24 protein-coding genes are annotated in these 26,017 nt (G+C 61.8%); 9 read left to right on the forward strand and 15 right to left on the reverse strand.

What is annotated here, in order from left to right; translation table 11 throughout:
* Positions 1-57: 57 nt before the first annotated feature.
* Positions 58-1,077 (forward strand): GlxA family transcriptional regulator, encoded by a 1,020-nt coding sequence (locus ACZ9EJ_RS07995; protein WP_046640375.1) that lies wholly within the window; start codon positions 58-60, stop codon positions 1,075-1,077.
* 19 nt (positions 1,078-1,096) lie between these two features.
* Here ACZ9EJ_RS07995 and ACZ9EJ_RS08000 read toward each other — a convergent pair whose 3' ends face one another.
* From ACZ9EJ_RS08000 to ACZ9EJ_RS08015, 4 genes are all read right to left on the reverse strand, one after another.
* The gene (locus tag ACZ9EJ_RS08000) at positions 1,097-1,705 is read right to left on the reverse strand and encodes a GGDEF domain-containing protein (protein WP_052764582.1); all 609 of its coding nucleotides are present in this window, start codon (positions 1,703-1,705) and stop codon (positions 1,097-1,099) included.
* Positions 1,706-1,722: 17 nt separating this feature from the next.
* The gene (locus ACZ9EJ_RS08005) at positions 1,723-2,571 is read right to left on the reverse strand and encodes a response regulator (protein WP_046626443.1); all 849 of its coding nucleotides are present in this window, start codon (positions 2,569-2,571) and stop codon (positions 1,723-1,725) included.
* A gap of 159 nt (positions 2,572-2,730) precedes the next feature.
* On the reverse strand, positions 2,731-5,244 hold the full coding sequence (locus tag ACZ9EJ_RS08010) for a GcvT family protein (protein ID WP_046640295.1): 2,514 nt from the start codon (positions 5,242-5,244) through the stop codon (positions 2,731-2,733).
* Positions 5,245-5,396: 152 nt separating this feature from the next.
* The gene (locus ACZ9EJ_RS08015) at positions 5,397-7,877 is read right to left on the reverse strand and encodes a mechanosensitive ion channel domain-containing protein (protein ID WP_251089726.1); all 2,481 of its coding nucleotides are present in this window, start codon (positions 7,875-7,877) and stop codon (positions 5,397-5,399) included.
* A gap of 163 nt (positions 7,878-8,040) precedes the next feature.
* On the opposite strand from ACZ9EJ_RS08015, the gene ACZ9EJ_RS08020 reads away from it, so the two are divergent.
* Positions 8,041-8,292 carry a GlsB/YeaQ/YmgE family stress response membrane protein gene (locus ACZ9EJ_RS08020; RefSeq protein WP_037082159.1) on the forward strand — a complete coding sequence of 84 codons (252 nt, stop codon included), beginning with the start codon at positions 8,041-8,043 and terminating at the stop codon, positions 8,290-8,292.
* Positions 8,293-8,304: 12 nt separating this feature from the next.
* Here the strand turns inward: ACZ9EJ_RS08020 and ACZ9EJ_RS08025 are convergent, their stop codons facing one another.
* The 6 genes from ACZ9EJ_RS08025 to ACZ9EJ_RS08050 form a co-directional block, all read right to left on the reverse strand.
* Entirely contained in the window at positions 8,305-8,862 is a 558-nt protein-coding gene (locus ACZ9EJ_RS08025; RefSeq protein ID WP_046640296.1) for a DUF924 family protein, read from the reverse strand.
* Between the two features lie 11 nt (positions 8,863-8,873).
* The gene (locus ACZ9EJ_RS08030) at positions 8,874-9,365 is read right to left on the reverse strand and encodes a heme-degrading domain-containing protein (protein ID WP_046640297.1); all 492 of its coding nucleotides are present in this window, start codon (positions 9,363-9,365) and stop codon (positions 8,874-8,876) included.
* Positions 9,366-9,425: 60 nt separating this feature from the next.
* Positions 9,426-9,977: an FMN reductase gene (msuE, locus tag ACZ9EJ_RS08035; protein ID WP_046640298.1), complete on the reverse strand. Its 552-nt coding sequence runs from the start codon at positions 9,975-9,977 to the stop codon at positions 9,426-9,428.
* A 117-nt stretch (positions 9,978-10,094) separates the two neighbouring features.
* On the reverse strand, positions 10,095-11,480 hold the full coding sequence (locus tag ACZ9EJ_RS08040) for an FAD/NAD(P)-binding protein (protein ID WP_046640299.1): 1,386 nt from the start codon (positions 11,478-11,480) through the stop codon (positions 10,095-10,097).
* 148 nt (positions 11,481-11,628) lie between these two features.
* Positions 11,629-11,922 carry a hypothetical protein gene (locus tag ACZ9EJ_RS08045; RefSeq protein ID WP_046640300.1) on the reverse strand — a complete coding sequence of 98 codons (294 nt, stop codon included), beginning with the start codon at positions 11,920-11,922 and terminating at the stop codon, positions 11,629-11,631.
* Positions 11,923-12,006: 84 nt separating this feature from the next.
* Positions 12,007-12,372, reverse strand: coding sequence for a response regulator (locus tag ACZ9EJ_RS08050; protein ID WP_046640301.1), 366 nt, complete (start codon positions 12,370-12,372; stop codon positions 12,007-12,009).
* Positions 12,373-12,719: 347 nt separating this feature from the next.
* On the opposite strand from ACZ9EJ_RS08050, the gene ACZ9EJ_RS08055 reads away from it, so the two are divergent.
* The 5 genes from ACZ9EJ_RS08055 (at position 12,720) to ACZ9EJ_RS08075 (ending at position 17,910) form a co-directional block, all read left to right on the forward strand.
* The gene (locus ACZ9EJ_RS08055) at positions 12,720-13,340 is read left to right on the forward strand and encodes a YjbE family putative metal transport protein (RefSeq protein ID WP_046640378.1); all 621 of its coding nucleotides are present in this window, start codon (positions 12,720-12,722) and stop codon (positions 13,338-13,340) included.
* Positions 13,341-13,646: 306 nt separating this feature from the next.
* Positions 13,647-14,156 carry a cupin domain-containing protein gene (locus ACZ9EJ_RS08060; RefSeq protein ID WP_046626459.1) on the forward strand — a complete coding sequence of 170 codons (510 nt, stop codon included), beginning with the start codon at positions 13,647-13,649 and terminating at the stop codon, positions 14,154-14,156.
* A 207-nt stretch (positions 14,157-14,363) separates the two neighbouring features.
* Positions 14,364-14,771: a hypothetical protein gene (locus ACZ9EJ_RS08065; RefSeq protein WP_251089725.1), complete on the forward strand. Its 408-nt coding sequence runs from the start codon at positions 14,364-14,366 to the stop codon at positions 14,769-14,771.
* Between the two features lie 88 nt (positions 14,772-14,859).
* Entirely contained in the window at positions 14,860-17,397 is a 2,538-nt protein-coding gene (gene secD / locus ACZ9EJ_RS08070) for a protein translocase subunit SecD (protein WP_046640303.1), read from the forward strand.
* A gap of 75 nt (positions 17,398-17,472) precedes the next feature.
* Positions 17,473-17,910, forward strand: a complete 438-nt coding sequence (locus ACZ9EJ_RS08075) for a YqaA family protein (RefSeq protein ID WP_046640304.1) — start codon at positions 17,473-17,475, stop codon at positions 17,908-17,910.
* Here ACZ9EJ_RS08075 and ACZ9EJ_RS08080 read toward each other — a convergent pair whose 3' ends face one another.
* Positions 17,911-18,537 (reverse strand): TetR family transcriptional regulator, encoded by a 627-nt coding sequence (locus ACZ9EJ_RS08080; protein ID WP_046640305.1) that lies wholly within the window; start codon positions 18,535-18,537, stop codon positions 17,911-17,913.
* Positions 18,538-18,552: 15 nt separating this feature from the next.
* Positions 18,553-19,218, reverse strand: a complete 666-nt coding sequence (locus tag ACZ9EJ_RS08085; RefSeq protein ID WP_046626831.1) for a class I SAM-dependent methyltransferase — start codon at positions 19,216-19,218, stop codon at positions 18,553-18,555.
* Between the two features lie 310 nt (positions 19,219-19,528).
* On the opposite strand from ACZ9EJ_RS08085, the gene ACZ9EJ_RS08090 reads away from it, so the two are divergent.
* Positions 19,529-20,890: an APC family permease gene (locus tag ACZ9EJ_RS08090; RefSeq protein ID WP_046640306.1), complete on the forward strand. Its 1,362-nt coding sequence runs from the start codon at positions 19,529-19,531 to the stop codon at positions 20,888-20,890.
* Positions 20,891-20,893: 3 nt separating this feature from the next.
* Here the strand turns inward: ACZ9EJ_RS08090 and ACZ9EJ_RS08095 are convergent, their stop codons facing one another.
* A complete protein-coding gene (locus tag ACZ9EJ_RS08095; RefSeq protein ID WP_046640379.1) occupies positions 20,894-21,574 on the reverse strand; it encodes an HAD-IA family hydrolase in 681 nt (226 codons plus the stop codon).
* A 118-nt stretch (positions 21,575-21,692) separates the two neighbouring features.
* Complete coding sequence (locus tag ACZ9EJ_RS08100) at positions 21,693-21,839, reverse strand: glycine zipper domain-containing protein (RefSeq protein ID WP_251089724.1); 147 nt, start codon at positions 21,837-21,839, stop codon at positions 21,693-21,695.
* Between the two features lie 104 nt (positions 21,840-21,943).
* On the opposite strand from ACZ9EJ_RS08100, the gene ACZ9EJ_RS08105 reads away from it, so the two are divergent.
* Complete coding sequence (locus tag ACZ9EJ_RS08105) at positions 21,944-22,714, forward strand: SDR family NAD(P)-dependent oxidoreductase (protein ID WP_046640307.1); 771 nt, start codon at positions 21,944-21,946, stop codon at positions 22,712-22,714.
* 60 nt (positions 22,715-22,774) lie between these two features.
* Here the strand turns inward: ACZ9EJ_RS08105 and ACZ9EJ_RS08110 are convergent, their stop codons facing one another.
* Complete coding sequence (locus ACZ9EJ_RS08110) at positions 22,775-25,960, reverse strand: efflux RND transporter permease subunit (RefSeq protein WP_046626471.1); 3,186 nt, start codon at positions 25,958-25,960, stop codon at positions 22,775-22,777.
* Positions 25,961-26,017 lie beyond the last annotated feature (57 nt).

The following is a 26,017-nucleotide window of genomic DNA, read 5'->3' on the forward strand; positions in this document are numbered from 1 at the left end:
AAGAAAAGCGGGCCGCAATGCACGGCCACGAACAAGGGGAATGACGGCATGAATGTGATGACCAAAAACCCGGCGGCAAAGCGCTCTCTCGTCTTTTTTCTTGTTCCCCATTTCACCATGCTGCCTTTTGCTGCAGCGGTGGAGACACTCCGAATTGCCAATCGGATGCTCGGCTACTCGGCCTATACCTGGCGGCTCTGTTCCGCCGACGGCGAAAAAGTCTATTCCTCGAGCGGCATCGGCATTGAAGTAAACTCCTCGCTCGCCGACGAACGTCGCAGCCTCTCCGGTGAAAGCCGTCCGAACATGGTTCTGGTCTGCTCGGGCGTCTACGTGGAGGAATTCAACAACAAATCGGTCAACGCCTGGCTGCGCGAAACCTATAACCGCGGCATTGCCGTTGGGAGCCTCTGCACCGGAGCGCACGTTCTGGCCCAGGCCGGGCTGCTGAACGGCAAGCGCTGCGCGATCCACTGGGAGAACCTGCCGGGCTTTGCCGAGGCATTCCCGCAGGCCGAAGTCTATGCGGATCTCTACGAGGTCGATTCGAACCTCTATACCTGCGCCGGCGGCACCGCCTCTCTCGACATGATGCTGAACCTGATCAGCCAGGATTTCGGCGAGAACCTCGTCAACCGCGTCTGCGAGCAGCAATTGACCGACCGCGTCCGCAACCCGCACGATCGCCAGCGCCTGCCGCTGCGGGCCCGCCTCGGCGTCCAGAACGCCAAGGTCCTGTCGATCATCGAGGTCATGGAAAACAACCTCTCCGAGCCGCTGTCGCTGGTCGAGATCGCCGACGACGCCGGCCTCTCGAGGCGCCAGATCGAACGTCTGTTCCGCCAGGAAATGGGCCGTTCGCCGGCGCGCTATTATCTGGAGATCCGGCTCGACCGGGCGCGGCACCTGCTCGTGCAGTCCTCGATGCCCGTGGTCGAGGTGGCGGTTGCCTGCGGGTTCGTGTCCGCGTCGCATTTCTCGAAATGTTATCGCGAGGTCTATAACCGTTCGCCGCAACAGGAACGGGCCGAGCGCAAGCTGAATATGAATACGTCGCGCACTGGGGTCGTGGCCTGAGCCGTGGGCTTGCGGCGGGTCAGCCTGCCGCCTGCAGCACCATCGTATAGTCAGAAAACACTCTATTCCGGCCATGGCTTCTCGCCATGAACAGGAATTGTTCTGCGGCATTCAGGTAGTTGTCGAACGTTTCCGGGCCGCCGACCTCCGCCAGTCCGATCGAAACGGTGATCGGAAAATCGATATCGCCGAAAATGATCCTGATGCCGGCGATCTCCAGCCTCAGCTTTTCGCACAACTCCGTCGCGGCTGCTCCATCGAGATCGACCAGGAGCATGCCGAACTCTTCATCACCCAGCCGGGCAAAAAGATGCCGGTTGCCGCCGCACGCAGCCCTGAGCCTCGCGGCGGTGGCATTGACGACCTGGACGATGGTTTCCTTGCAATGGACATCCTTCAATCGCTGGAAATGGTCGATGTCCACGATCGCGACGGCACAGGACATCCCCTTGGAAAGACATGTCCTCACCAACGGTTCGCCAAGCCGGTAAAACTCCTTCAGGTTGGCAAAACCGGTCAACGGATCGGCGGCCAGACCGGCCGCCTCCATCTGGACGCGCGACGACGCCACCAAACCGTAGGTCGGGTGCTCCTTCTCCCGGAAATGCTGGCTTAGAAGGTACGGCATGCGGAATCCTTCGGGGATCAGGCGACGTTCTTCACCGCCGTTTCCTGACGTCTGGCCTGCATCGACCGGATCTGGACGAGCGTATCCAGGTTCTGGTTGACGCGGCAGTAAAACTCCTCGTCGATGAAGGGGCGCAGCATGAAGTCATTGCCGCCGGCCTTCAGGAAGCGGGCCGAAAGCAGCCGGTTCGAAGAGGACGAAACGCCGATGATTCTGAGTTCATGCGAGCCCCGCACCGAACGAATGCGGCGAGTAAGTTCGAAACCGTCGATATCGGGCATGTTGTAGTCGGTGACGACAAGGCCGATATCCGGGTTCTTCTTGAGGATATCCAAGGCCTTGGCCCCGTTCTCGGCAACGCTGACCCGGAAATTGTAGCGCTTCAGGCGGCTTGAGAGCAGCGCTCGTGCGGTCGGGCTGTCGTCGACGATCAGGACGTGGTGGCGATGATTGGTAAGGAACCGGCAGACCGATTCGGCGAGCATTTCAACCGCGAAGACATTGTCCTTGAGGATATAGTCGACGATGTCCTTGGTCAGCAGCTTGTCGCGGGTTTCTTCATGGAAGGTCCCGGTAAAGACGATGGTCGGGATCGACAGATCGACGAGATACTCCAGCGCCTCCCCGTTTTCCGCGCCTGGCAGATTGATATTGGAGATCGCCAGCATTACCGGTTCGGCGGAACGGTCATAGGCGAGCTGCAATTCCTCGAAGTTGCGGCAAATCTCGACCTCGATGCCGAACAGCTCCTTGAGCCGGGTCCCGATCATCGATGTGAAGACGTTGGAATCCTCCGCAAGCACGATGCGGGAGTTTGCCAGTGATTGGCCGGAATACTGCATCCCGGAGATGCCGAGGAATGTCATGGTGCCCCTATCGAATAAGATATTATCCCCTCTGATAAACATCCCTAATGGAAACGGTTTGCAGAACCGTTAATCGGAGCCACATTACGATATCAAAACGGAACAGGCGGCCCGAAGACCGCCCGCTAACGTCAATGACTTCTTACTTTTAAGCGGTTTTCAGGCCCGCAGCGCAATGTTGTCGGTGTCGAACGGGCTTTCCGCCACGACGCTGGCATTGTAGAGGCTGCCGAGAATCTTGATCTTGAGCCTGGTGCCGGTCTCTGCGTAGCCCGGCTTGACCATCGCAAGCGCCAGCGACTTGCCGATACGCCAGCCGTAGGCGCCATTGGTGGCGCGGCCGATCAGCTCGCCATCTTCGTTGTAGATCGCCTCCGAACCGCGAGCATCGACATCATTGGCGCCTTCGATGACCAGCGTGCAGAAATTCCACTTCAGCCCCTTTTCCTTGTAGGAAAGCAGGCCTTCCTTGCCGAGAAATTCCTTGTCGGTCTTGATGAACCGGTCGAGGCCGGATTCATAGGCATTGTACTCGATCGACATTTCGCGCGGGATCAGCCGGTAGGATTTCTCGACCGACATCGAGAGCATGGCGCGGATGCCGAAAGGCTTGATGCCGAATTCGGCACCGGCTTCCATCAGCTTGTCGAAGATGTAGTTCTGCATCTCGATCGGGTGATGCAGCTCCCAGCCGAGTTCGCCGACAAAATTGACGCGAAGCGCATGGGCGGACGCAATGCCGACGGAAATCTCCTTGCCGGAAAGCCAGGGGAAATCCTTGTTGTCGAGACTGGTGCGGGTGAGTTTCTTCAGGACCTGGCGTGACTTCGGGCCGGCCAGGACCAGCACGCCGAGCTTCTGGGTGATCTGGGTCAGTTTGACCGAGCCATCCGTCGGCGCGAGCTTACGCAGGTAATCCTGGTCATGCGCCTCATAGGCACCCGCGGACACGAGATAGAAACGATCCGGTGCCCATTCGTAGACGGTGAATTCGGAACGCACCCCACCCTGCTTTGTAAGCAGGTGGCAGAGCGCGATGCGGCCGCGCTTCTTCGGGATCGCATTGGCAAAGATCGAGTCGAGGAAAGCGCGCGCGCCCGGACCGGACACTTCCATCTTGGCGAAGGCCGACATGTCGAGCACGCCGACATTCTCGTGGACATTCTTGACCTCGTTGCCCACGTGGTCGAAATAGTTCGAGCGGCGGAAGGACCATTTTTCGACGATCCGGCCATCTTCCAGCGCCGGCGCGTGATTGTGGGCCGTCAACACCTCGACGCCGACGCCGAGGTCTTCCGCAGGCACTTCATAACCTTCAGGCGCGAACCAGTTGGCGCGTTCCCAGCCGTAGACGGAGCCGAACACGGCACCCATCTTCTTCAAGCGATCGTAGACCGGCGTCGTCTTCAAGGGACGAGCGGCGGAACGCTCCTCATCCGGATAATGCATCGTGAAAACATTGGCATAGGCCTCTTCGTTCTTCTCGATGAGGTAACCTTCCGTTGCGTAAGGCCCGAAACGGCGCGGATCGACGCCCATCATGTCGACGGTCGGCTCGCCATCGACGATCCATTCCGCCAGCTGCCAGCCGGCGCCGCCGGCGGCGGTGATGCCGAAGGAATGGCCTTCGTTCAGCCAGAAATTCTTGAGGCCAGGCGCCGGACCGACGATCGGCGAGCCGTCCGGCGTGTAGGCGATCGCACCATTGTAGACCTTCTTGATGCCGACGTCGCCGAAGGCCGGCACGCGCACGATGGCGGTCTCGATATAGGGCATCAGCCGGTCGAGTTCCTCGTTGAAGAGCTCGTATTCGCTCTCGTCGGACGGACCGTCGACGTAACAGACGGGTGCTCCGACTTCGTAAGGCCCGAGCAGCAGGCCGCCGTTCTCCTCGCGCATGTACCAGGAGGAGTCCGATTCGCGCAGGACCCCCATTTCCGGCAGGCCCTTGGCCTTACGCTCCTGGATCGCCGGATGCGGCTCGGTGACGATATACTGGTGCTCGACCGGAATGACCGGAATGTTGATGCCGACCATCTCGCCGGTCTTGCGGGCGAAGTTGCCGGTGCAGGAAATGATGTGCTCGGCGGTGATTTCGCCCTTGTCGGTCGTCACCTTCCAGAGCCCGTCCGGCTGTTGTTCGATGGCGGTCACGGTCGTGTTGCGATAGATCGTGGCGCCGAGGTCGCGCGCGCCCTTGGCAAGCGCCTGGGTAAGGTCGGCCGGCTGGATATAGCCGTCGTCCGGATGCTGGATGGCGCCGAGGATGCCGTCCGTCTCGCAGAGCGGCCAGATCTCCTTCACCTGTTCCGCCGTCAGGATATTGACCTTGACGCCGATCGTCTCGGCGATCCCGGCATAATACATGTACTCTTCCCAGCGGTCCTTGGTGCGGGCGAGGCGGATGTTCGAGACTTTCGAGAAACCGACATTCATGCCGGTTTCTTCCTGCAGTTCCTGATAGAAACGCACCGAATATTTGTGCAGCTGGCCGACCGAATAGGAGAGGTTGAACAGCGGCAGAAGGCCTGCCGCATGCCAGGTCGAACCGGAGGTCAATTCCTTGCGTTCGATCAGGACGGCGTCGCTCCAGCCCTTTTTCGCCAGATGATAAAGCGTCGAAACACCGACCACGCCGCCGCCGATCACCACCGCCCGTGCATGTGTCTTCATGGAAAGAACCCCTCTTCGGCCTCGTGCGGCCTTTTCGCAAACTGCAGGGACTATGCAATTCCGACAGGCGGGCCAAACGCCTGATTACGACATGCCAAGAGCCAGCCCGCGACGATCATCAGAATGGTCGCGGGCTCGGACCGGAGGGACGGTCATGCGCCCCCTCTTGCATCGTGCTCCTCCTGCGGGATCGGTCGGCCCCGGTGAAAGATGATTTCCTGCTGCGGGAACGGGATCTCGATCCCCTCCTCCTTGAACCGCCTGAGGATGGCGATCCTCAGATTGTTGCGGATTCTCAAGCCCTCGCCCATGTCGGCCAGATGGAACCTCAGTTCGAAATTGAGCGAGGAAGGACCGAAGCTCAGGAACTCCACGTGCGGTTCCGGATTGCGCAGCACTTCCGGCACCTGATCGACCAGTTCCAGAAGGATATCCATCACCTTCTGCGGATCGGCATGGTGGCTTACCGCGACCGGCACTTCGGAACGGCCGATCTTGTTGCGATGCGTCCAGTTGCCGACCGGCGAATTGATGAGGTCGGAATTCGGGACGATGATCGACTGCTTGCGGAACGTCTCGATCTCCGTGGCGCGTACCGAAATGCGCTTGACGATACCTTCCGTCGCCCCGGTCACCACATGGTCGCCCACCTTGAAGGGCCGCTCGACGAGCAGGATCAGGCCGGACACGAAATTCGAGACGATATTCTGGAGACCGAAACCGATACCGACCGAGAGGGCGGACGCCACCAGCGCGAAGCTCGAGAGATCGATGCCCGCGGCCGAGACGCCGACAATGACCGCAAGCCCGATGCCGAGGTAACCGATACCGGTCTTGACCGAGTTGCGGACGCCGAGATCCACCTGGCTGCGCGCCAGCACATTGCCGTCGATCCACTTCTGCACCCAGCGGGTGACGACGAAACCGAGGCCGAAAAGCAGAATGCCGCCGAGAATGCCGACGATCGAGATCGAGATGTTGCCGATCCGGATTTGCGTGAAGAAGCTGTAGATCCAGGCTTCGATATCAGCAATCTGGAAGCCCCAGGTCAGCAGGATCAGGGGGATGCCGAGGATCAGCGCAAAGGCATAGATGCCGAGTCCCGCGACGAGGCCTGCCTGGTCGAGGGACACCTCGCCGAAATTGAAGCGCTCGGCGAGCCGCCGGCCGACCGCCGTATCCGTGAACGACCCCTGTTTCGAAACCGCCCTGCCCGACAGGAGCCCGATATAGATCAGCACGATCACCGCACCGGTCAGCACGATCTGGGTCGAAGCGAACCGGGCAAGCCCCACATACCCCGTCAGCACCGACAGAATCAGGAGCAGGCCCATGATACGAAGGAACAGCGGAAAGAAGCGCGGCCACCGGTGTCCGGGCCCATCGGGATCCTCACCCTCGACAAGCCGCGGCTGGACGAAGGAGATGGCAATCAGGATCAGGCCGATGATCACCGAGGCGAGCAGGCTTTTGACGATGGTCAGAACCAGCGGCGAATTCAGCGCCTCGCTGATCGCCCCGAGCAGATAGTCGAGCCCGTTGACGATCGCCATGGCGAGTACGGCGAGCGTCAGCAGGCGGGCACCGCGATTGGTGATGCGGACGAGCCGCCACTCCGGTTCGCCCGGCGCCAATACGCCATAGGTGAGCTTCCAGACAAAATTGACGAACCAAACGAAGCCGAAGAAGGTCACCACGATCGGCGTGATATCCGTCCGCAGCACGTTGAACCCGTCGAGGAACAGGAAGGAAGCGACCAGGAAAGCCGCCAGCGACACGGTCTGGATGACCGTCGACCAGAACGCTACCGACAGACGCCTTATGTAGGAAGGATGCTCATGGTCGTTTCGCCGGATGAAGCGCCCGAACAGCCGGTATCCTCCGGACAGGAAGAGCATGGCCGCCCCAAGCGACAGCGCCAGAGCACCCAGCAGCTGGAGCTTCTTGAATTTCCAGACGAAACTGATCCAGCCGCTGAAGGTGGAACCGAAATTCCTGACCTCGGCCACGAACGCGTGGCCGGCATCGGCGAACAATTCGCCCGACAGTTCGGTATGGCGGAACAGCGTCTGGGTAAACAGCGTGCGTCGCAGATTGGTGATCGTGTTGGCGACCTGGTTCGCGCTGTTGGAAAGCTGGCCGGCGTCATCGACGATAAGATTGAGCTCGGAGCGCTCGTTCAGCAGCCGGTTGCGCTCTTCGACGACCGCGGGCGCTTCCGGAGGCTGGCCGGCTGCCGGCGCCTCGCCGAGGCTCTTGAGCCGGGCCTGGATCTGTTCGACGCGGGTGCGCATGGCATCCGAGGCCGAGCGCATTTCGCCGACGATCGTTTCTGCCTGGACCCTCAGTTCCGCCAGACGTGCATCGTCGTCGGCGTCGCTTTGGATGCGGTTGCGGAAGCTATCGAGTTGCTGGCGGATCGCATCGATCTTTCCCTTCATGTCCGAATTGATCGAATCGAGGGTGACGTCGGGTGGCACCTGCTCCTGGCGCTGTCCCTGCGTCTGCTGTGGCGTCTGGGCCAGGACAGGCGACGACGAGCCCAGTTGGGCGACGGCGATCATGAGTGCCGTGAGAAGCACGCGGGTTATCCGCTGGATGGTTGAAGGGCCGGTCGTGAAAAGTTCTGTCAAATGTCTGCTCTTTTGTCTTTCGATCGGATTCGTCCGCGAAAATAGAGTGACTTCTGGGCGAAGAAAAGGAATGCTGCAATCAGGTTCCGGGAATTGTTCCAATTCCCGGAACCTGGACCAATTCTCCGCGTTTCCCCGTCCCAACAACCACTGAGGGTAAGTCATGGAACAGGCAGGTATCGGCTGGATCGCAGCCATAATCATCGGCGGCATTGCCGGCTGGCTCGCAGAGAAGTTCATGAAAAGCGACATGGGCTTGATCATGAACATCATTCTGGGCATTGTCGGCGCCATCATCGCCAATGCTATTCTCGGAGTCTTCGGCGTCGCGCTCGGCGGCTGGATCGGCTATCTGATTGCCGGCTTCATCGGCGCATGCATCCTGATTGCCGTCGCACGCATGTTCCGCCGATAACTGCCTTTAAGATCAGAAACCGGCGCCGGGCCTGGCCAGATATTCCAGCTCGGCGGCGGTTGATTCCCGGCCGAGCAGCGCATTTCGGTGTGGGAAACGGCCAAATTCGCGGATCACCACACGGTGCCGTTCCGCATAATCCAGATATTCCGGATCACCCAGCAGGGCGAAGAGTTCGACCGACCGATCCTGATCGGCGAGCGTCTCCGAATGTTCGAAAGGTAGATAGAAGAAGCCGCGCTGCTCGGGCAGGACAGCCATATCCGCGCCAGCTTCGATCGCCAGTCTGGCCTCACGCAAAGCCAGCCAATCCGTTGCAAAGGCAAGCGGAGTGCCGCGATAGAGGTTGCGGGAAAGCTGGTCCAGCACGATCACCGCTGCGAGCCGATTTTCTGAAGATGTCCGCCAAGCGTCTAGCTCGCCGCGGGCAAGCGAAAGATGAGTTGCCGCGAAATGCCGGCGCATTGCCTCGTCGAGCGCCTCGTTCTTCTCGAACCAGTCCTTGCGGGTGAGTTCCCTGAACCAGAAGGTGAAAACTTCCTCGGGGGTTTTTACGTCGGCCTGCGCCATGGCATATCTCCCTAGTCGAGACGGAGTGTGGAGATATCCTTGCCGGTCATCCGGGCAAGGGCTTCGACGACCATGTTATGATCCTCGCGCTGCGGCAGGCCCGACACCGTCACGGCCCCGATGCAGCCGACACCGGCGACCTTGATCGGAAAGCTGCCGCCATGCGGCGCGTGGTCCGCCGCGGAAATACCATATCGGCTTTCCACCGTGTCTCCCTGGAGTTCGAGCTTCCGCCCGATTGCATAACTCGACTGGAAAAAACGGAGTACCAGATTGCGCTTGCGGCGTACCCAGTTTTCGTTGTCTGCCGTCGTGCCCGGCAATGCCGTGTAGAAGGCCGGCATCGAATGCAGCCGCACGTCGATGACGACGCTCAGGCCCCGCTCGACGGCCATGTGGCGAAGCAGCGATCCGAGGTCCCAGGCAGTGGTCAGGTCGAACCGGTCGAAGACGAGTGCCTTCTCCTGTTCCGCGATCTTCGCCATGTCTTCTTCGATCGTCATGCGTTCCCCTCCGGATTGCGATGGCGGGGATTGATGACGACAAATCCGGCGAAAGTAAAGTTACTCGGCGGCGGCGAGTTCCCGGACGGGGAAGAAGGCGGCAAGCTCGTCGATGGCAAAACCGATCCGTTGCTGCAGGGACTCCGAGACGATCCGATAGTCGACGAAATCGCGATCGGACGCGTAGACGGCCGTCGGCAATGTATGAGCCATGAAGAAGCCGAAGAGCGGCCGAAGCTGATGTTCGACCATCAATGCGTGCCGGTCGCCGCCGCCCGTTGCGGTGATCAGGATCGGCTTGGCGCGCAATTGTTCCGGATCGATCAGGTCGATGAAATGTTTGAACAGGCCGGGATAGCTTCCCTTGTAGGTCGGCGAACCGACGATCAGGAAATCGGCATCCACGACATCGGCGAGCACCTTGGCGGCCGCTTCGTCGAGATCGCCCTGGCGTTGTGCCTGACCGAGAGACGGCCCGACATCGGCGAGGTCGTGAAGCCGGACGTCGAATCCATAACGTTCGGCAGCAACGGCGGCGATATGTTCCACCAGCGCAAAGGTCTTGGATGGGCGGTTATAGCTACCCGCAAGACCGACGAGTTTCAGGGCCATGGAAATTCCTCTCTGCGCAACGACTTTCTGCAGATTAGCGTCGGTACCGCAGCATGAAAGCAAGGAACCTGCCGCAGATATCCCGCCAGGAGAAAATCATGCTCCTGGAATGCCCGTTTACGCGATGCGGGCCGTCCGCGGCGCAGCGCGGGCGATCTGGGTCGTGATCTCCTCGGCAAGCGCCTTGGCCTGCACACGGATATCCGGCACCGCCGTGATCTCCCAGAACTGGCCGGCGGTGAGCGCTCCGGCTGCAAACAGGCCCGGCTGCGGCCGGCCCTCCGGATCGAGAACCCGAGAGTGCCGATCGACGGAAATGCCAAGTCCGAGTTCGTCCATGGAGATCATCTGTCGATTGCGCATCTCGGTCAGCAGCGGCGAATGGCCGATGCCCGCGCGCTCCATGCCCGTGCAGTTGACGATCCAGTCGGCATGGAGGGAGACGATGTCAGGCGTCCCGCGCTGCCTGAATCGGACACGCGCACCCTCGCCATCGCTGTCGATCGAGCGAAGGAAGCCCGCATGGACCGTCACCGTGCCATCCTTCAGAAGCGCGTCGAGGCGCGCAAATACCTCCGGCGCGATACGATGACGATGGACATTCCACCAAGCCAGCGCGTGCCGAAGGAACCGGGAGCGCTGATCGGCACTGAGGCTCTGCCACAAAGCCTGGGTCTGCGGCCGCAGGCCGTCGACGACACCCCGCCAGTCGGCGCCGTTCTCCACCTGCCGGCGCAAAGCGTGAAGCAGCGCGCTGATCTCCCGGGTACCCGGCAGGTCCGGCGTGACCGGGGCGGCGCGCCTTGTCGGATGCGGATGCGGCACCAGTCCGCGCCGCGACAGGACATGGATGCGGCCGCGATGGCCCTGGGCCCGCAGCGACAGGACCTGATCGATCATCGTCAGGCCGGAGCCGAAGATACAGAGTTCGTCGGTGCGACCCACACGCGAAAGCCAGCCGAGGCGCCAGGGATTGTCGATGGTTCGGGCGCCGACCTCCGGATCGATGCGATCCTTCGGCAAGGGCAGATCGGCATTGCCAACGCCGAGCGCAAGGATCACGGCGCGAGCACGCAATTCGCCGCCATTGTCGAGATGGAAGACGAGCCCGTCCTGTTCGCAGTGAACACAGGCAGTGGCCTTCGCCCGGATGAAATCCACATGCGCCCGCCGCTCGCGGGGCCTCAGCAGCGAGGCCAGCGTGTCGCGCAGGTAGAGGCCGTAGTCGCCGCGAGAAGCGAAGTCCTCGGGGAAAGCCGCCCTGCCCTGGCGGCGCAGCCATTCGACGAAATCGTCCGGCCGGTCCGGAAACACGCTCATCCGCGCCGCAGGCACATTGAGACGGTGCAGGTAAAATTCGGTGCGGTAGGCGGTGCCCCGCCCGAAGCCGGGATCATCGCCGACCACAGCGATCGAGGCGGAGCCCGGCAGGAAGCGAAGGAGATTGATGGTAAGGGCGATTGCGGAAAAACCGGAACCGACGACGGCGACATCATAAGTCATCAAGCACACTCCTCGTCCTTGGTTGCTTTGGGCGAAAGGCTGTCTTGGGAGCCACGGAAACACGGTTTTGGATCCGCTTCCGTGACCGCTTCAATGTCTACCAACTTAATAGAGATTGACGAGGAGTAAAGGCGTTTTCGCGTCTCTATCAGTTGCATGCCTGTTCGGGCCGCGGCAGCGTCGGGGCTTCGGCGCTTGGATTGGTATTGCTCGGCGTCCCCGGCGGCTGGCAGTGATCTTCCTGATCGACGGTGCCGGTCGTGCTGTTGGTCGTCGTCGGATCGGCAACCCCGGGAAGCGTCGTGGCGGCGGAATTGGCAGCGGGTGTGGTCGTCGTCGTGCCAGGCAAGGTGGGAGTTGCGCCAAGGCCGGATGTCTGGGCCAAGACGGGTACTGCGAGCGACAGCAAGAGGGCGGAAAGCGCGATGGCCCTCTTCAGCATCTGAAAATTCCTCCGGTTGATCGGAGGAGATAACCGGAAGCCATGCCACTTGGTTCCTGCGAGCCGTCTTCGGCCCACCAATGTTCAGCCCGGCATCATCTCGTGGATAGAGGACAACAGCAGGTCGTGCTGATAGGGTTTCGGCAGGAACACCGTGTTGGTCGGCAGAAGCATCGGATCGAGGCTGACAACGCCCGACGTGATGATGATGCCGATGCTCGGGCGGATGGCGCGGATACGCTGAGCAAGCTGAATGCCGTCCATGGAGCCGGCCATGTTGACGTCTGTGAAGACAATGTCGATGTCCTCACGGTTGCGGAACAGCACCATCGCCTCGTCGGCATTGCCGGCTTCCAGTACGAGATGCCCGACTTCCTCCAGCGCATCGAGCGTGGTGAAGCGGATCAGCGGTTCATCCTCGACGACAAGCACAACGGCCTTCTGCGCCATCAACGTCTCCTTCATCCTTTGGACGCCTGCCCCCACAGCATCCCCAGGCGAAAAAATCTCCGCGCCGTGAGTGGCAGGTTGGGGACCCGCTCCGCCGTGAGGCCATATAGGAGGCAGGTGAGTCGCGGCAAGTGGAGGTAGAGCGGATGAAAGCTACTACCCGAACAACCTGCCTTCTCCCCGGGGCGAAATCAGGCTTCGATAACGGACTATGCCATTTGACGGAACGCAAAATGCGCTTGCCAAGCGCCTGGAAATATTCTGTACCAATCCGCATTAAACGTCGCTGGAAGATCAGCATAGTCTCATCCCTTCGATCTACTCCCGGTTCAGGTTGACGCTTCATGATGGAACTCTTCACCGCAGGTGGCTTTGCGGCTCTTCTTGAGGTCGTTGCCATTAACCTCGTTCTTTCCGGCGATAACGCCATCGTCATCGGCCTGGCTGCCGCCGGTCTTCCAGCCGCACTCCGCAGAAAAGCGATCATCTTCGGCATTTCCGCCGCCACCGTGCTCCGCCTCGTGTTTGCGGTGGTCGCCACCTATCTTCTGGCGATCAAGGGGCTCCAGCTTGCGGGCGGCCTGCTGCTCGGCTGGGTCTGCTGGAAGATGTGGAGCGAACTGCGCGAAGGCCACAGCGACGACGCACATGCGGCCGCCGAAGCGAAGCAAAAGGCCGCCAACAAGACCTTTTTCCGGGCCGCCACCCAGATCGTCGTCGCCGATGTCTCCATGTCGCTCGACAATGTGCTCGCCGTCGCCGGCGCCGCCAAGGAGCATTCCATAGTGCTGATCCTCGGCCTGATCATCTCGATCGCGCTGATGGGCGTGGCGGCCAACTTCGTCGCCAAACTCCTGTCCCGCTTCCGCTGGATCGCCTATGTCGGCCTTGCCGTCATCGTTTATGTGTCCCTCGACATGATCTACCAGGGCTCCGTTGAAGTCCTGCCGCTCATCCAGGGCGTTTAAGGCTCCTTCACCCACGAACCTTGACGGTGTTCGCGACTCGATCCGCGGTGCAACCGGCAAGCGGCGGCTCGATCCGCCGCTCGCGCAGGAGAGGCTACAGGGGCCATCGGCGCGTAACGGTGCGTCGATCTGAAACAGGAAAGTCATTCTTTCCTTACCAAGTCTTTGACATTCGGGATGTTCCCATTGATCATGTTCGTCGAGCAAAGCTACGTGGCCTCCAGCCGGCATGACGCCGGTCAGGGGCTCGCGGACCCCCTACTCGCAAGAGTTGGTGAGCCCCGTCCTAGTCAATGAGTAACGATCTTGAGCGATAGCCACGACGATCATCACCACCCTCATGACGATGACCATGACGGTCATTCCAACGTCGATTGGCGCGAGCACGGCGTGAAAGTCATTCCCGGCAATTCGCTCGATCCCAATACCGCCCAAACCCCCGGCATGAACCGCGCGACCGCGATCAACAATGCCCGTGCCGGCGCCGAGAAGATCTGGGCCGGCACGGTGACGATCCATGCCAACGCCAAGACCGGCGCCCATCACCACGGCGATCTCGAAAGCATCATCTATGTGCTGAAGGGAAAAGCGCGGATGCGCTGGGGCGACAACCTGGAATTCGTGGCGGAAGCCGGCCCCGGCGATTTCATCTACGTGCCACCCTATGTGCCGCACCAGGAGATCAATGCCAGCCCGGACGAGACTTTGGAATGCGTCCTCTGTCGCTCAGGCCAGGACCCGGTGGTCGTCAATCTCGACATCGAACCGATCGAGAAGCCGGAGGAAGTCCTGTGGAAGGACCCGATCCACAAATAGAGCTGCCTCTTGTTGGCCTCACGCGGGCAGATCCGTAAAAGCGCAGATTTCAGACCGCAATGCTTTGATCGGCGCAAATGCCGCCGCAATCTGCCGTTACGCTGCCGGCCTACTGGAGATTGACCGCCTCGAACCTCTCCTTTAGAAGGCGGCATTCCGTTCCGAAGCAAAGACTTCGGGATTTTTAACGCTCCGGAGCTGATGCGGATGGCGCTGTTTCCGCAGGACAAGCGGACGAGAGACCGACGCGAACAGGAAAGCCACCTGTCGCGCTGGCCGGTCTTTGCCGCCGCTCTGCTGATCGCCGCCCTGTTCGGCCTGCTCTCGAGCGTCGTCAAGGACGTCCAATTCCCCCGCGGCATTCTTTCGGCCGACAGGACCAGCGACACTCCACACCTGACCAAGCGCGAGCCTTTGCGCGCACTGGCGGCCATGGACCGCAAGGACGCGACAGGCGCCCATTGGCACACCGGCGGCGGTGCGCTGGAAGCCCGCGCCATCGAGATCACTTTCCCGGTCTTCGCCCCGGCCTTCACCCCGAAACCGTCTTCCCATCCGGCAGCCTCCCCGTTCTGGCATGGTTCGCTGCCGCGCGCGCCGCCGGCCCGCGTCTGAGATATCGCGCGCCAAGCGCTTGAACGACATCAGCATTCTGCCCCAGCCGCTCGACAGAGCGAGGCTCGGGCCCAGCAGGATTAAACATATGAGAAATTCCCCATGGTTGGTGGCGAGCTATGCCGTCATCATCATTCTCGGCATTCTGGTCGCCCTACCGAACGTGATTCCCCAGTCGGCGCTCGACCGCATGCCGTCGTGGCTGCCGCATAGCCGCGTGGCACTCGGCCTCGACCTGCGCGGCGGCTCGCATCTCGTGCTCGAGGTGGACCGTCCCGACCTGATCAACGAACGCATCCAGAGCCTGCTGCAGGACGCCCGCCGCGTGCTGCGCGACAAGAACATCAACACTTCGGCGATCCGCCGGTCCGGCGATACGATCACCGTTGCGGTGCGTGACGCGGCCCAGCGCGATGCAGCCGTGACGGAACTCCAGACGCTCGCCAACCCGATCGGCCTCGGCACGAGCGTCGGCGGCAGCGATCTCGCGATCACCACGCCGACCGACAACACGATCTCGATCGCCCAGACGGAAGCCGGCATCAACTCGCACATCACCGCGGCTGTCGAGCAGAGCCTTGAAATCATCCGCCAGCGCGTCGACCAGGTCGGCGTCGCCGAGCCGACCATCCAGCGGGTCGGTTCGGACCGCGTCCTCGTGCAGCTTCCGGGCGAGCAGGATCCGTCCCGGCTTCGCCAGCTCCTCGGCTCAACCGCCAAGATGAGCTTCCATCTGCTCGGCCAGCAGGGCGAGGCCGGCGTCACCATGCTCGCCGACGAGAGCGGCAACCAGTATCCGGTCCTCGACCGCGTGGAACTGTCCGGCGACCGCCTGACGGATGCCCGCGCCGCCTTCGACCAGCAGACCACCGAACCGGTCGTCAACTTCCGCTTCGACAGCGCCGGCGCCAACCGCTTCGCGCAGATCACACAGCAGAATGTCGGCCGTCCCTTCGCGATCGTGCTCGACAACAAGGTTCTCAGCGCTCCGGTTATCCGCACGCCGATCACCGGCGGTTCGGGCCAGATCTCCGGCGGCTTCTCGGTTTCGGAAGCCAACACGCTGTCTGCGCTGCTGCGCGCCGGCGCCCTGCCCGCCAAGCTGACCGTCATCGAGGAACGCACAGTCGGTGCCGACCTCGGCGCCGATGCCATCGAGATGGGCATTTTCACCGGCATCATCGGTTTCGGCCTGGTGGTCGCCTTCATGCTGTTTCTCTACGGCACCTGGGGCATCCTCGCCAACGTCGCGCTGTTCATCAACGTCATCCTGACCTTCGCCGGCCTGACGCTGATCGGCTCGACGCTGACCTTGCCCGGCATCGCCGGCGTCGTACTCGGCATCGGCCTTGCGGTGGACGCCAACGTCCTCATCAACGAACGCATCAAGGAAGAGACGCGCAAGGGCCGCAGCGCCTTTGCGGCGATCGACGCGGGCTTCAAGCGCGCCTATTCGACAATCGTCGACAGTAACGTCACCAGCCTGATTGCCACGGTCCTGCTCTTCTGGTTCGGCTCCGGTCCGGTGCGCGGTTTCGCCGTCACCATGGGCCTCGGCATCATGATCTCGATGTTCACGGCCGTGTCGGTCGTTCGCGTCGCGATGGTGTTCATCACCGCCCGCAAGAAGCTGAAGAAGATCGACATCAGGCCGCTGCTGCCGATCAAGCTCGTTCCGGACGGCACCCATATCCACTTCATGAAGGGCCGTTTCCTCGGCATCGGCGTCTCGGTCATCCTGTCGATCGCCTCGGTCGTGCTGTTCTTCACGCCGGGCCTCAACTATGGCGTCGACTTCCGCGGCGGCATCCAGATGGAAGTCACCACCACGCAACAGACCGACCTTGCAGCCTTCCGCTCGGGCCTTGGAGAACTTGGCCTCGGCGAAGTGGCCCTGCAGGAATTCGGCGGCAAAAACCGCGTGCTTGTCCGCGTCGAGCGCCAGCCCGGCGGCGAACAGGCCCAGACGGAAGCCGTCGAAAAACTGAAGGCGGAGATCACCAAGATCGACCAGACCGCCAAGGTGGAACGCACCGAAGTCGTCGGCCCGAAGGTCAGCGGCGAGCTTGCCACCGCCGGCTTCCTGTCGGTCGGCCTCGCCTCGATCGCCATGATGATCTACATCTGGGCACGCTTCGAATGGCCGTTCGCCGTCGGCGCGATCGCGACGCTCGTCCTCGACGTGACGAAGACGGTCGGCTTCTTCGCTCTGACCGGTCTCGACTTCAACCTGACGGCTATCGCGGCATTGCTGACGCTGGTCGGTTATTCCGTCAACGACAAGGTCGTCGTCTACGACCGCATGCGTGAAAACATGCGGCTCTACAAGAAGATGTCGTTGCGCGACGTCATCGACCTGTCGATCAACGAAACGCTCGCCCGAAGCCTCTATACCTCGGCAACTGCCTTCCTGGCCCTGTTGCCGATGGCGATCTGGGGTGGCAGCGCGGTGGAAAGCTTCGCAGTGCCGATGGTCTTCGGTATCGCGGTCGCAGCGCTCTCGTCGGTCTTCATCGCAGCGCCGATCCTGCTCTTCCTTGGCGACTGGCGCACCCGCCACAAGGCGCAGGCCGAAGCCACCGGCGAAAAGACCGTCGGCGACGGCGAGCGCCCAAGCCAGGCCTGAGGCTCCTTGTCACGAAATCAAAAGGGCGGATTTTTCATCCGCCCTTTTTCATTGGCTCCGCTATAGCTCTCCATCATGTTCGATTTCGCCGCCTATGCAGGGCTGTTCTCCGCCGCCTTCATCGCCGCCACGATCTTTCCGATGCAGTCGGAAGCGATCCTGGTCGGGCTTATCCTGGCCGACCGGTATTCGCTCGTCGGCCTGCTGTTGGTTGCCTCGGTCGGCAATACGGCGGGCGCTGCGGTCAACTGGCTGCTCGGTCGGGGCGTCGAGCGATTTCGCGACAGCCGCTGGTTTCCGGTCAGCGAGGAAAAACTGGACAAGGCGCAGGCCTGGTATCGAAAATACGGAAAATGGTCGCTCTTGCTGAGCTGGCTGCCGATTGGCGGTGACGCCATCACGGTCGCGGCCGGCGTGCTCAAGGAACCGCTGCCGACCTTCCTGATCCTGGTGTTCATCGGCAAGGCGCTACGCTACGTCGTGCTCGCCGCGGCGACGCTCAGCCTAATCTGATCAGCGCCCCTGCCCCTCGTTGCCGAAATCGGCAAGCGTCTTCCAGAAATCGCCGAAGAACTGATGCGCGAAGGTTTCGAGCGAAGTGCCCGGCTGCTGTTCGTTCCAGAGTTCTCCGGCCGTCCGCAAGGCGCCTATGACCACAGCGGCGAGCAGTCGCACGCGCAGCCGCTCCTCGTCGCTCCGGCTTCGAGCCTTCAGCGCTTCCGTGAGCTTCAGCTCGAGCTTGGCATATTTGAGCTGGTCGCGGGCTTTCAACGCCGGCGTGCGGCGGATCAGTTCTCCGAGAGCCATCGCTCTTTCGTCGGCTGCCGAGACGATGGCGCTGACGAGGCCGTGTTGCACGGCCTTGACCGCCGGCTCGTCCGCTGGCCGGGACGCGATCGCCGCCATCAGATGGTCGGCAAAACCGTCCTGCCAGGCGAACACGACCTCTTCCTTGGACGGGAAATAGTCGAAGAAACTGCGTTTCGAAACCTCGGCCCGTTCGGCAATTTCCTCGATGGTCGTGGCATCGAAACCTTGCTCGAGGAACAGGCTCATCGCCGCTTCCTCGATGCGTTGCCGGGTTTGCCGGCGCTTGAGCTCCCGCCGGCCTTCCTTGGCGCCATCAGTCGTGCTGGTCATTGCATCCGATTTTGTTCAGCCGCCCGCTTCGTCGGCATTGTGGACCGGACCGGCGTCTGCCTCGGCACGATACCTGGAACGCTCTCGCGTCAGGTCCAGTGGCTTGCGGCGGGAAATCCGGTATACGGCAGCCGGTGGCAGGTTGCGCACGGTGTGGCCGATATGGACGGCCTTCAGACCCAGCCGGTCGAGGATCGGCCGTGGCACCGGGCAGCGCGGCCCATAGGTGAACTGATAGAACGAACCGCCCGGACGGATATAGGTAAAGGCGCCGCCGAGGATCGCGGTAATCTTTCGCGGTGACATGGAGAGCAGCGGCAAGCCGCTGATGACCGCGCCGACCGGTTCCCCCTCGAAAATATCTTCATGGGCGAGCTTTGCCGCGTCCATCTGCAGAACCCGCGCTTCCGGAAACCGCCGCTGCAGGCCGGGAACGAATTCCGGACCGTATTCGATCAGGGTAAGGTCGGATTGGGCAACGCCGCGCGCCAGCAGCGCGCGGGTGAACACGCCGGTGCCCGGACCGAGTTCGATGACCGGCCCATCGAGGGGAGCGATCTCCTGGGTCATCAGCCGCGCGAGCGAATCCCCCGAAGGCGCCACCGCCGCAACCCGCAATGGATTGCTGATCCAGGAACGGAAGAAATGCAGGAAATCGGAGAATGCGGCATCTGCTGTCATGGTCAGAGACTCACCGGTTTGAAAATGCAATCGAGTATTCCGCCGACCTTCACAGCCCGCATGGCAATTCCAAGGCATGGGAACCCGGTTCGAGAAAAACGCGTATATCCGCTGCAGAATTGTGCAGTGCAGCGCCCACACCCTTACACTTAGGATATATTTGCACCGAGTGCAAGTTTTAATGAGGATTTTGCGTTGCGCCCTTGGCTTGGGACGGAACGATTTGAAACCCCTATTTTTTCGGGAACAACCGGCGCTTGTTCCCATTGAACGATCTGCCGGAGGGAATCGACAATATCAGGAGGAGCTTATGAAAGAGCCGGTCGCGGAATTGGGCGAACAGAAGACGGAACTCCACCGGGTCATGGGGCCCGGATTGCTGCTGCTGTTCATCGTAGGGGATATTCTCGGCACGGGCATCTATGCCCTGACCGGCCAGGTGGCCAAGCAGGTCGGAGGAGTGGTCTGGCTGCCGTTTCTGATCGCCTTCGTCGTCGCCCTCCTCACCGCCTTCAGCTATCTCGAACTGGTCACGAAATATCCCCGAGCTGCCGGCGCCGCGCTCTACACCCACAAGGCTTTCGGCATCCATTTCGTGACCTTCCTGGTGGCCTTTGCGGTGATGTCGTCGGGCATTACCTCGGCGGCGACCGCATCGCGTGCCTTCGCCGCCAACTTCGCGACCTCGCTCAGCCTCGATCTCGGTGCCTGGGGCGTACCGCTGATCGCGGTCGGTTTCATCGCTCTGGTTGCCGCCATCAACTTCAGGGGTGTCGGGGAAAGCGTCAAGATGAACGTGCTGCTGACCGTGGTCGAACTGACCGGCCTGCTGATCATCATCGGCATCGGCTTATGGGCCATCGCCGGCGGTCAGGGCGACGTTTCCCGCGCCTGGACCTTTGCGGCGCCCAACAACGGCGGTGTCTTCTGGCCCGTCATTGCGGCCACCACCCTCGCCTTTTTCGCCATGGTCGGCTTCGAGGACTCGGTCAACATGGCCGAGGAATGCAAGGAGCCAAGCCGGATGTTCCCCAGGGTGCTGCTGACCGGCCTGGCGATAACGGGCCTGATCTATGTCCTGGTGGCGATCTCGGCGATCACGCTGGTACCGGCCAGTGAACTCGGCCAGGGCGAAACGCCGCTGCTGAAGGTCGTGCAGGCCGGCGCACCGGGTTTCCCGATCGGCATCTTCGCGGTCATCACCATGTTCGCAGTGGCCAATTCCGCGCTGATCAACATGATGATGGCGAGCCGACTGATCTACGGCATGAGCCGCGAGGGGGTTCTGCCGCAGGTGCTCGGCAAGGTCCATTCGGGCCGTCGCACGCCCTATATCGCGATCGGTTTCACATCGCTGCTGGCGGTCGCGCTGATCCTGTTTGCCGGCGGTGTTCCGGCGCTCGGCGGTACGACGGCACTGCTTCTTCTGTGCGTCTTTGCGATCGTCAATATCGCAGTGCTGGTGCTGCGCAAGGACACTGTCGATCACAAGCATTTTCGCACGCCGACCATCCTGCCGGTACTCGGTGCGATCTCCTGTACCTTCCTCGCCGGCCCCTGGACGGGCCGCGATCCGGTTCAGTATCTGATCGCTGCCTGCCTGCTCGGCCTCGGCGTCGTGCTTTGGCTCGCAACAATCAGCATCATGCGGGCGTCGGCCCGGCCTGCCTGACACTCAATCCTTGCGGCGAACCGAAAGCCGTCCGTCCTCGCCGATATGCGGCACCACATCGAGATAGCCGGGTATTTTCGAATGCCCGGTTTCGATCGGATGGGCATGGGTGGCGGTGATGACCATGACGTCGGCCCCCGCCGCCTCGCCCGCCTGGATGCCGGCCGGCACGTCCTCGAATACCAGCACGTCCGACGGGCTGACGCCGAGACGTTCCGCGCCCAGGATATAACCTTGCGGATTGGGCTTGCCGACGGTGACGTCCTCAGCAGTCACCATATAGCGCGGCAGCGGAATGCCGGCCGCGGCAAGCCGCACTTTGGCGAGTTCGATCGGCGATGACGTGACGATCGCCCAGCGCTCCGGAGGCAGCGCGGAGAGGAATTCCACCGCGCCCGGGATCGGCACCACCCCTTCGACATCCTCGATCTCGCCGCGCAGGATGCCCTCGGCTTCGACGGCCGGATCGATGCCCGGCAGGTTCAATGCGCTGATCGTGTCGATCCCGCGCTTGCCATGCATGGTCGGCAGGAATGCCTCCACGTCGAAACCCATCTTCGCCGCCCAGCGTCCCCAGACGCGTTCGGCGGATGCGATCGAATTCAGGATCGTGCCGTCCATGTCGAACAGGAAAGCAGCATAGGTTTTTTCGGGAAGGGAGAGATCGGCGGCGGGAAGAGGCACGGAAAGTTCCTTTAGCGTCGGATTCCGACTCGGAAGATGGCCGGAACTGCCGCATTCCGAGTAAATGCAACGATGCCGAAAGGCAATTGCCGGCAAGGAACCGGTGATCTCGTTCGGGCTATTTCGATCGGGAACGCAGGAATTGAGACAGGGCAACGCCGATCGCGATCCCCACGGCAACACCGATGCCGATATTGTCGAAGACGGCTGTCCCGAGCACCGTGCCCAGCCCGACGCCGGCGGCTATTCCTGTCGCAATGGTCATCGCGAGACCATTGCGTACCCACATGGCGAGAGTTTGTCGTGCATCCTTGTCTTCCCGCATCGAAGCGATAGAACTTGGCGACCACGCCGGACAGGGAGGATGTTTTGGCCGAAATTTCCGTAAGGCATGCGGATCTTGCCGATCGCGGCGTGCTGATCACCGGCGGCGGGTCCGGCATCGGCGCCGCATTGGTGGAAGGTTTTGCGGCACAGGGAGCAAGGGTCGCGTTCCTCGATATCGCGGACGAACCCAGCCGCGAATTGGCAGAACGCCTTTCCAAGACCGCCAGGCATCCGGTCCTCTACCTGAAAGCTGATCTGCGCAACGTCGCGGAGACGAAAGCCGCCGTCGACAGGGCTGCGCAGGAACTCGCGTCGCTGTCGGTGCTGGTCAACAATGCCGGCTGGGACGACCGCCACGAATTCGAGACGGTCACCGAGGAATATTGGGACAATGCCCAGGCGATCAATATCAAGCAGATGTTCTTCGTCTCGCAGGCGGCGGTCCCGCACCTGCGCAAGGCCGGCAGCGGCGCGATCGTCAATTTCTCCTCGATCGCCTATCTGCTCAACATGGGCGGGCTGCCCGCCTATGCGACCGCCAAGGCCGGGATCATCGGCCTGACCAAAAGCCTCGCCGGGAAGCTCGGGCCGGAGAATATCCGCGTCAACGCCATCCTGCCCGGCATGATCGTCACCGAACGGCAGAAAAAGCTCTGGCTGAATGACGACAGCATTACGGCAATGGTCGCGCGCCAGTCCCTGAAGCGGGTGCTGGTGGCTGAAGACCTTATCGGCCCCTGCCTGTTCCTTGCCTCGAATGCCTCCGCGGCCATGACGGCCCAGACAATCATTATCGACGGCGGTGCCCTCTAGACACAAAAATACCGCGCGGGTTCCCGGTGGAAAGAACCCGCGCGGCGCCGGAGGTAGACCTTACTCCGCTGGAGAGAGAGCGGGAGCCGCCTCCTCCGTACCGTGCTGCCGCAGGGGGCGGCTGCCGGTAAGCAAACGTGCCAGCATGTAGAAGACCGGTGTCATGAAGATGCCGAAGAATGTCACTCCGATCATGCCGGAGAACACGGCGATACCCATGGCGGCGCGCATTTCCGCACCCGCACCGGTCGAGACGACCAGCGGCACGACACCCATGATGAAGGCCATCGACGTCATCAGGATCGGACGCAGGCGCAGACGGCTTGCCTCGACCGCGGCCTGGAACGGCGTCCTGCCCTCAAACTCCAGTTCCCGGGCGAATTCCACGATCAGGATCGCGTTCTTCGCCGAGAGACCCACAAGGACCACGAGCCCGATCTGGGTGAAGATGTTGTTGTCTCCACCGGTGAGCCACACCCCGGCCAAGGCAGCAAGCACACCCATCGGCACGATCATGATGATCGCGATCGGCAGCGTCAGGCTTTCATATTGGGCAGCGAGCACGAGATAGACGAGCAGCAGCGCCAGCGGAAAGACCACGATGCTGGAATTGCCGGCGAGGATCTGCTGGTAGGTCAGGTCCGTCCATTCGTAGTCGATCCCGGAAGGCAGGGTCTCTGCCATGATCTTTTCGATCGCAGCCTGAGCCTGGCCTGACGAGAAGCCCGGTGCCGGGCCACCGTTGACATCGGCGGAGAGGAAGCCGTTGTAGCGGGTCGTGCGTTCTGGACCTGTCTGCGCGTCCACCTTCAGCAGGGCCGAAAGCGGGATCATCTGGCCGGACTGCGAACGGACCTTCAACTGGCCGATATCTTCCGGCTTTGAGCGGAATTGCGCATCCGCCTGCACCCGGACGCTGTAGGTGCGGCCGAAGGCGTTGAAGTCGTTGACATAGAGCGAACCCAGATAGACCTGCAGCGTTTCGAAGACGTCGGTTACCGACACTCCGAGCTGCTCGGCCTTGGCGCGGTCGAGATCGGCATAGAGCTGCGGCACGTTGATCTGGAAGCTCGAGAAGATGCCCGCGAGTTCCGGCGTCTGGTAGGCCTTGGCGATAACCGCCTTGGTGGCCTCGTCGAGCGTCTGGTTGCCCAGGCCGGCACGATCCTCGATCTGCAGCTTGAACCCGCCCGTCGTTCCGAGGCCGTTGACCGGCGGCGGCGGGAACATGGCGATGAACGCATCCTGGATGCCGGCATATTTCTGGTTCAGCGCCATGGCGATGGCACCACCCGAAAGCTCCGGCGTCTCGCGCTTCTCGAAATCGTCGAGCACCGCGAAGACGATGCCGGCGTTCGAGCCGATCGTGAAGCCGTTGATCGACAAGCCTGGGAACGCGATGGCGTGCTCGACGCCAGGCTGTTCCAGGGCGATGTCGCTCATCCGCTTGATCACCTCTTCCGTGCGGTCGAGGGTTGCACCGTCAGGAAGCTGAGCGAAACCGATCAGGTACTGCTTGTCCTGCGCAGGCACGAAACCGCTCGGCACCGCGTTGAACATGCTGTAGGTCATCGCCACAAGCGCGAAGTAGATGATCATCACCAGGCTCTTGCGGGAAAGCAGACCACCGACCGTGCGTCCGTAGCCGTTCGAGGCGGCTCCGAAGGCGCGGTTGAAGCCGCGGAAGAACCAGCCCAGGATCGCGTCCATGAACCGCGTCAGCAAGTCCTTCTTGGCGTGGTGGTCCTTCAGCAGAAGGGCTGCCAGCGCCGGCGACAGGGTGAGCGAGTTGATCGCCGAGATGACGGTCGAAATGGCGATCGTCAGCGCGAACTGCCGGTAGAACTGGCCGGACAGGCCGCTGATGAAGGCGAGCGGCACGAAGACCGCGACCAGCACCAGCGCGATCGCAATGATCGGGCCGGAGACTTCCTTCATGGCCTTGTAGGTCGCATCACGCGGACTTAAGCCGTTCTCGATATTGCGCTCGACGTTTTCGACCACGACGATCGCGTCGTCGACGACGATACCGATCGCCAGCACCAACCCGAACAGCGTCAGCGCGTTGATCGAGAAGCCGAATGCGTACATGACCGCAAACGTGCCGATGATCGAGACGGGAACGGCGATCAGCGGGATGATCGATGCCCGCCATGTCTGGAGGAAGAGGATGACGACGAGAACGACGAGCGCGATCGCTTCAAGCAGGGTCTCGATGACCTTCTCGATCGAGGCGCGCACGAACTTGGTCGTATCGTAGACGATCTCGTATTTGACACCTTCCGGCATCGCCTTCTGAAGTTCGTCCATCGTCGCACGGACGTTATCAGCGATTTCAATCGCGTTGGAACCGGGCGCTTGAAGTACGGCAACGGCGACCGCCGGCTGGCCGTCAAGCAGCGAGCGCAGGGTGTAGTCGGCCGCGCCGAGCTCGATACGGGCAACGTCGCGCAACCGCGTGATCTCGCCGTTTTCGCCGCTCTTGACGATGATGTTGCCGAACTCCTCCGGAGTGCGCAGGCGGCCCTGGGCATTCACGTTGAGCTGCAGCTCGACACCCGGCCGGCTCGGCGATGCGCCGATGATGCCGGCGGCGGCCTGGACGTTCTGGCTACGGATCGCATTCGAGATGTCGCTTGCAGCGAGCGAATGTTCGGCCGCCTTCTGCGGATCGATCCACACGCGCATCGAATAGTCGCCGGCGCCGAAGACTTGAACCTGCCCGACGCCCTGGATGCGGGTGAGCCGGTCCTTGACGTTCAGCGTCGCGTAATTGCGCAGATAGGTGATGTCGTAGCGATCGGTGTCGGAGACGAGATTGACGACCATGATGAAGTCGGGCGAGCTCTTGACAGTCGTAACCCCGAGCGCACGCACTTCCGCCGGCAGGCGCGGTTCCGCCTGGCTGACGCGGTTCTGCACCAGCTGCTGCGCCTTGTCGGGGTCGGTGCCCAGCTTGAACGTCACAGTCAGCGTCAGCACGCCGTCGGACGTCGCCTGGCTCGACATGTAGAGCATGTCCTCGACGCCGTTGACCTGCTCCTCGAGCGGTGTCGCCACGGTTTCGGCGATGACGGTAGGGTTGGCGCCTGGATAAGTGGCGCGCACGACGATCGACGGCGGGACCACATTGGGATATTCGGAAATCGGCAGCGACCGCATGCCGATCAGGCCTGCGACCACGATAAGGATCGACAGCACGGCCGCAAAGACCGGTCTGTCGATGAAAAACCTGGAAATATTCATGTCAAAGCCCTCTCTCCGGGGTTGAACAAGAGGCGAAACGGCCCCGGCTCGCGGCCG

The sequence above is a fragment of the Neorhizobium sp. USDA 3394 genome (genome assembly GCF_056280385.1).